The sequence below is a fragment of the Halomonas sp. BC04 genome, assembly GCF_000568385.1.
On record NZ_AZQX01000029.1, the window covers coordinates 1 to 5,148 of the forward strand.

The window sequence follows — 5,148 nt, forward strand, 5'->3', positions numbered from 1 at the left end:
GCACCGCGATGGCACCCAGCGAGATGGCCTGGAAGTACCAGGCACCAATGGCCATGGCCGCGACACTCGTCAGCAGCAGCGAGTTGAGCAGCGTCAGGCTTACCGAGAGCAACGTTGCCAGGCGCATCTGGCGATGAACCGTGACCATGAAGCCCTCCATGGCATCGCGGGCGTACTCCTGCTCGCGCCGGGTGTCGGCGAACAGCTTGATGGTCTGTATGTTGCTGTAGCTGTCGACGATGCGGCCGGTCATGCGAGCTCGGGCATCGGCCTGTTCCATGGAGACCCGGCGCAGCCGCGGCACGAATACCCACATGATCGCGATGTATCCCACCAGCCAGATCACCAGCGGCAGCATCAACCAGGGTTCGGCAATGCCCATGAGCAGCATCGCACCGCCGAAGTAGACGACCACATAGACCAGCAGGCCCAGCAGCTTCATTACCGTCTCGCGGATGGCGAGCGCCGTCTGCATCACCTTCTGCGAGACTCGCCCGGCGAACTCGTCCTGGTAGAACGCCATGCTTTGCCCGAGCATGTGGCGATGCGCCAGCCAGCGGCCGATCATCGGATAGTTGCCGAAGACCGCCTGATGCGTCAGCAGGGATTGCAGCAATACCAGCAGTGGCAGCCCGACCACCACGATTGCCGCCATGCCTCCCAGGCGCCAACCGTATTCGGCGAAGAACCCTTCACGCTCGGCACCCGACAGCCAATCCACCAGCTCACCGAGATAGCTGAAGAACAGCACCTCGGCGGCCGATACCATTGCCGTGAGCAGTGACATCAGGATCAACAATGGCAGCACCGGCCGCGAAAAATACAGAATGAACGCCAGGAGCCCCGTCGGGGGCGTCTCGGGCTTACCCGCCGGGTAAGGGTTCACCAGGGTTTCAAAGTAACGGAACATGACGGCATCCATGGCAGAAAATCAGCAGGCCGAGCCCTGGGCTCGGCCCGGTTCAGCCTGCAGGTTAAAACCTCAAGTTAAGTGGAGGTCAAGGCAAAAAGTCAGCACTGGGAACTCATTACACTTTGGCTTTATCCCATCATGGAAGCCATAAAGCCATTTCGGAAAAACCCAAAGTAGTGGGCGCCCCACCGAATGGGAAATCAATAATCGTCATGGCATCCATCACAAAGCTTGATGCCAAGTATAATTCACCCTTTATCGCCTTGTTGCTTCGCCACGAACATTGTCATTCACCACGATCATTGTCGAAGGCATGAGGCGACCATCTTGCCAACGCCAACACGGCAGGTTAAAACCAGGGTCGGCACAGTAGCTTGAACAGTACAAAATCAAAGCAATGACCAAGTTTTTTCAGTAACCAGGACAGTGGCTGAACCAATCGCAAAAACAGAACCGAAAAAACGGCCAGACAATGACCGGAGAAACAGCAATGCAGTCACACCTGCACCGGGAACTCAGCGTTGGTGAGGTGGCTAAACGCAGTGGCCTGGCGGTCTCGGCCATCCACTTCTATGAAGCCAAGGGCCTGATCAGCAGTCGCCGTAATGCCGGCAACCAGAGGCGATTCAGTCGCGATGTACTGCGGCGGGTGGCAATCATCAAGGTCGCCCAGCGCACCGGCATCTCGCTGGCCGAGATACGCCAGGCCTTCGATACCCTGCCTGCATCACGCGCCCCCAACGCCGCCGACTGGCGGCGCCTGTCGGCCAAGTGGCGTCATGCCCTGGACGAACGCATTACCCGGCTGGCCCGGCTGCGAGACCAGCTCGATCACTGCATCGGCTGTGGCTGCCTGTCGATGAATGACTGTCCGCTGCGCAATCCGGAAGATGAGCTCGCCGAAGAAGGCTCGGGGCCCCGGCTGCTGGACCCCGACTGATACAGTCCGCGACAGACTTAACCCATCTCGCCACCGTTTAACGGAAGGACAACGTTTGCTCGGGGAGATGCTATCTTCATGGCAATCCATGGAGAGAGTCCTCATGCCTGATTCACTCGTGCTCTATACCAACCCCATGTCCCGGGGACGTATTGCCCGCTGGATGCTGGAAGAGATCGGCGCGCCCTATCGTACCGAGGTCATCGACTACGGGCCGGCCATGAAATCTGCCGAGTTCCTGGCCATCAACCCGATGGGCAAGGTGCCGGTCATACGCCACGGCACTACCATCGTGACGGAGTGCGCTGCCATCTGCGCCTACCTGGCGGATGCTTTCCCGGAGGCCGATATCGCTCCTCCCCTTGCCTCACGAGGCGCCTACTACCGTTGGCTGTTCTTTGCGGCAGGGCCGCTGGAAGCTGCCGTGACGGATCGGGACCTCGGCATGGAGCCCAATATCGAGCAGCAGGCCCGGGTGGGTTACGGCAGTATCGAAACGGTACTCGAGACGCTGGAACAGGCGGTCAGCGTCAGCGAGTACATTGCCGGGGCACACTTCTCGGCAGCCGACGTCTACCTGGGCTCACACATCGGCTGGGGCATGCAGTTCGGCAGCCTGGAGTCATGCCCCGCTTTTGTCGACTACTGGGCGCGGGTCAGCGACCGCGAGGCCTACCGGCGCGCCAACAGGCTCGACGATCAGGCCATGGCTTCTGTCGCGAAGCATCAACCAGTCTGACCATGGCCCCAGGAACCTGTCCGGCTCCTAGCCCTCTTCGAAGGGGCGCGCCCACAGCTCTACAGGCTCATGCCGCCTCAGGATCTCCTCCGCTTCCGGCCGGGTGGCATCAGGTACGATGACCTTGACCTGATGCGTCTCCCTGTCGAAATAGAGCTTCTCGCGCGGATAGCCCTCGGATACCAGCTCATCGTAGGCGTTGGTGGCCTTCATCAAGTCCCTGTAGTCGGCGGTAACGGTCAGTGTCATGACACCCTCCTGGAGCAGAAACGTGGGCAGCACCTGCGGGCGCCGCAACCGGGCACAGAAGAGAACTCTCCCTTGCCTTACTGCTCAGTATAGCTAGATCACCCGATTGGGCAGTGCCGAACAGTGGCGGGGATTGGAATGGCAGGCGAACGCCCGACAGGGCGGATCACACCACGCTCTCCATCTCCGTGAGCGCCATCAGGAGAAGCATGAAGGCAATTCCCCAGCCGCCCCCCCAGAGGTGGGCGCTGTGATTGATATTGTCGCCACCGCGTCGCTGGGCACGAAACGAATAGATGACATAGAGCACGGCAAAGACGATGGCCGGCACCGGCACGAAGAAGACGAACAGCAGCGACCAGGGCCGCAGCAGGATATAGGCGAACAGCATTGCCGATACCGCCCCCGACGCCCCCAGGCTGTAAAAGCGCGTGTCGTGCCGATGGCGCAGGTGGGTCGGCAGGATGGCCACCAACAGCCGGAGAGATAGAACAGGATGAAGCCCGCCGAACCGATGTGCGGGGTGAGCACCAGTTCCATCACGGTGCCGAAGAAGTAGAGGGTGATCATGTTGAAGAGCAGATGGGTGGTGTCGGAGTGGATGAAGCCATGGCTGAGCAGCCGCCACCACTGCCCACACATCACGCCCGGCGGCCAATAGATAAGCGCATCGAAAAGTCGCGGCCACATCCAGGCCAGCACGCTCACCGACGTTGTCACCGCGACCAGGACCAGCGTCATGCCCATGGCGGGACCTTTCGAAGGGCAGGATGAATGAGCCTTCGCCTCGCGCTCAATTGCCTCAGCTCCCCGAACGCTCCCTGAGCTGCCAATCGTTATCGGTGATCGGCACGCCCCCCTTGGGGGTCACCTGAACGGTATCGCTGATACCGACGCCCCACTCACCCGGCACTCGCAGGCAGAGCGGCAAGTGGAAGACCATGCCGGCCTCGAACTCCCGCTGCTGGCCACGGGCGATATAGCCGCTGCCCTCGACCCAGCTGGGCGGAAACTGGGCCCCTACCGCATAACCGAACACACCCGAGAAGAACACCCGGTCAACGTGGGGTGCCAGCACCGACTCGGCGGCACGGGCGGCATCGTCGAAGGTGTTGCCCGGGTGCATGGCCCCACTCAGCGCCTCGAACAGCGCGCGGCAGACATCGCGCAGGGCCTGCATCTCGCCGCTGGCCCGCCCTGCCACCGCCGTTCGCATCATTGGCGCCGTATAGCGACGGAAAGCGGCGCCGAATTCCAGAAACACCGGTTCGTCCGGCTCGATCCGGTGGCGCTGGTGGTTCATGTGAATCACGCTGATGCGCCGTCCCGTGGTGACGATGGGCTGCATGCTCATGAATTCACTGCCCGCCGCCAGCATCGCCCTGGCCCCTTCGGCCGCCACATCGTTATCGGTCATGCCCGGGGCGATGACCTCGATGGCGGCAGCCAGCCCGCGTGAGGTGATCCGCGCACTCTCTTGCAGACAGGCCAGTTCCGCTTCGCTCTTGACGATGCGTATGCGGTCCAGCAGCTCGCCGCCGCCATCCTGAAAGCGCCCGGCCCCCAGGCGCTGCTGCAACGGGCCGATGATGCCGTGGCGCAGGGTGGGGCTGAAGGGGTCCAGGCCAATAGCCGAAAAACCCGATAGCGTCTCGGTCAATGGCTCGAGCACCTCCTCGATACCCTCCCAGCGATAACCCAGCAGCTCGTCGACCCGGGCCGTGACCACCGCCGGGCCCGTCTCGATGGAGGGCACCTGCAGCACCAGGCGATCCGCCGACAATACCAGGCAGGTGTGCACCGACACCTCGAAGGTGTTGTAACCGGTCAGGTAGTAGATATCGGCGGGGTCGGTGACCAGCAGGGCATCCAGGCCGCGGTCCACCATCTCGGCTCGGACTCGCGCCTGTCGTGCATCGTATTCAGCATCGGTGAAGGCCAGTTCAGTAGCCTGCAGGTGGGCAGCCAAGGCATGACGGTACTGGTGATGATCCATGGGCGATTGGCTCCAGACAGAGGGGATGCGTCTTACCCCGACAGTGTAGCCATGACTCGCGTCATGCCACCCCGCTTCCGGTGAAATAACGCTGTTCCCTGCCGATACGGTTTCGTAGAATTCCGCTTCATGTCAGATGCAATGGGACAACGCTATGGGCAGGGCCTTTCAGAACCGCAAGGAATCCATGGCCAAGACGGCCGCCGCCAAGACCAAGGTGTACAGCAAATACGGGCGTGAGATCTACGTGGTCGCCAAGGCCGGGGGCGTCGACCCCTCCGCCCAACCTGAGCCTGCGCGGCCTGCTCGAA

At 61.7% G+C, this 5,148-nt stretch carries 6 protein-coding genes and 2 pseudogenes; 3 read left to right on the top strand and 5 right to left on the bottom strand.

Going from position 1 to position 5,148, the window contains the following annotated elements; genetic code table 11:
- The coding region (locus Q427_RS02390) for an ABC transporter transmembrane domain-containing protein (protein ID WP_197030468.1) at nucleotides 1–910 on the bottom strand (910 nt) is incomplete at its 3' end.
- Between the two features lie 493 nt (nucleotides 911–1,403).
- On the opposite strand from Q427_RS02390, the gene soxR reads away from it, so the two are divergent.
- Entirely contained in the window at nucleotides 1,404–1,853 is a 450-nt protein-coding gene (soxR, locus tag Q427_RS02395) for a redox-sensitive transcriptional activator SoxR (protein WP_043510642.1), read from the top strand.
- Nucleotides 1,854–1,956: 103 nt separating this feature from the next.
- On the top strand, nucleotides 1,957–2,592 hold the full coding sequence (locus tag Q427_RS02400) for a glutathione S-transferase family protein (RefSeq protein WP_043510644.1): 636 nt from the start codon (nucleotides 1,957–1,959) through the stop codon (nucleotides 2,590–2,592).
- A 27-nt stretch (nucleotides 2,593–2,619) separates the two neighbouring features.
- Here Q427_RS02400 and Q427_RS02405 read toward each other — a convergent pair whose 3' ends face one another.
- The 4 genes and pseudogenes from Q427_RS02405 to Q427_RS02415 all read right to left on the bottom strand — a co-directional run bounded on the left by Q427_RS02405 (nucleotide 2,620) and on the right by Q427_RS02415 (nucleotide 4,837).
- Nucleotides 2,620–2,841 carry a hypothetical protein gene (locus Q427_RS02405; protein WP_043510646.1) on the bottom strand — a complete coding sequence of 74 codons (222 nt, stop codon included), beginning with the start codon at nucleotides 2,839–2,841 and terminating at the stop codon, nucleotides 2,620–2,622.
- Nucleotides 2,842–3,007: 166 nt separating this feature from the next.
- Nucleotides 3,008–3,313 carry a rhomboid family intramembrane serine protease gene (locus Q427_RS31915; RefSeq protein ID WP_197030469.1) on the bottom strand — a complete coding sequence of 102 codons (306 nt, stop codon included), beginning with the start codon at nucleotides 3,311–3,313 and terminating at the stop codon, nucleotides 3,008–3,010.
- Nucleotides 3,314–3,378: 65 nt separating this feature from the next.
- Nucleotides 3,379–3,588 (bottom strand): annotated as a pseudogene (locus Q427_RS35940) (rhomboid family intramembrane serine protease); the annotation flags it as partial.
- 55 nt (nucleotides 3,589–3,643) lie between these two features.
- The gene (locus tag Q427_RS02415) at nucleotides 3,644–4,837 is read right to left on the bottom strand and encodes a M24 family metallopeptidase (protein ID WP_043510648.1); all 1,194 of its coding nucleotides are present in this window, start codon (nucleotides 4,835–4,837) and stop codon (nucleotides 3,644–3,646) included.
- Nucleotides 4,838–4,991: 154 nt separating this feature from the next.
- Between Q427_RS02415 and Q427_RS29645 the strand changes: the two are divergent.
- Nucleotides 4,992–5,148: pseudogene (locus Q427_RS29645) on the top strand (YebC/PmpR family DNA-binding transcriptional regulator); the annotation flags it as partial.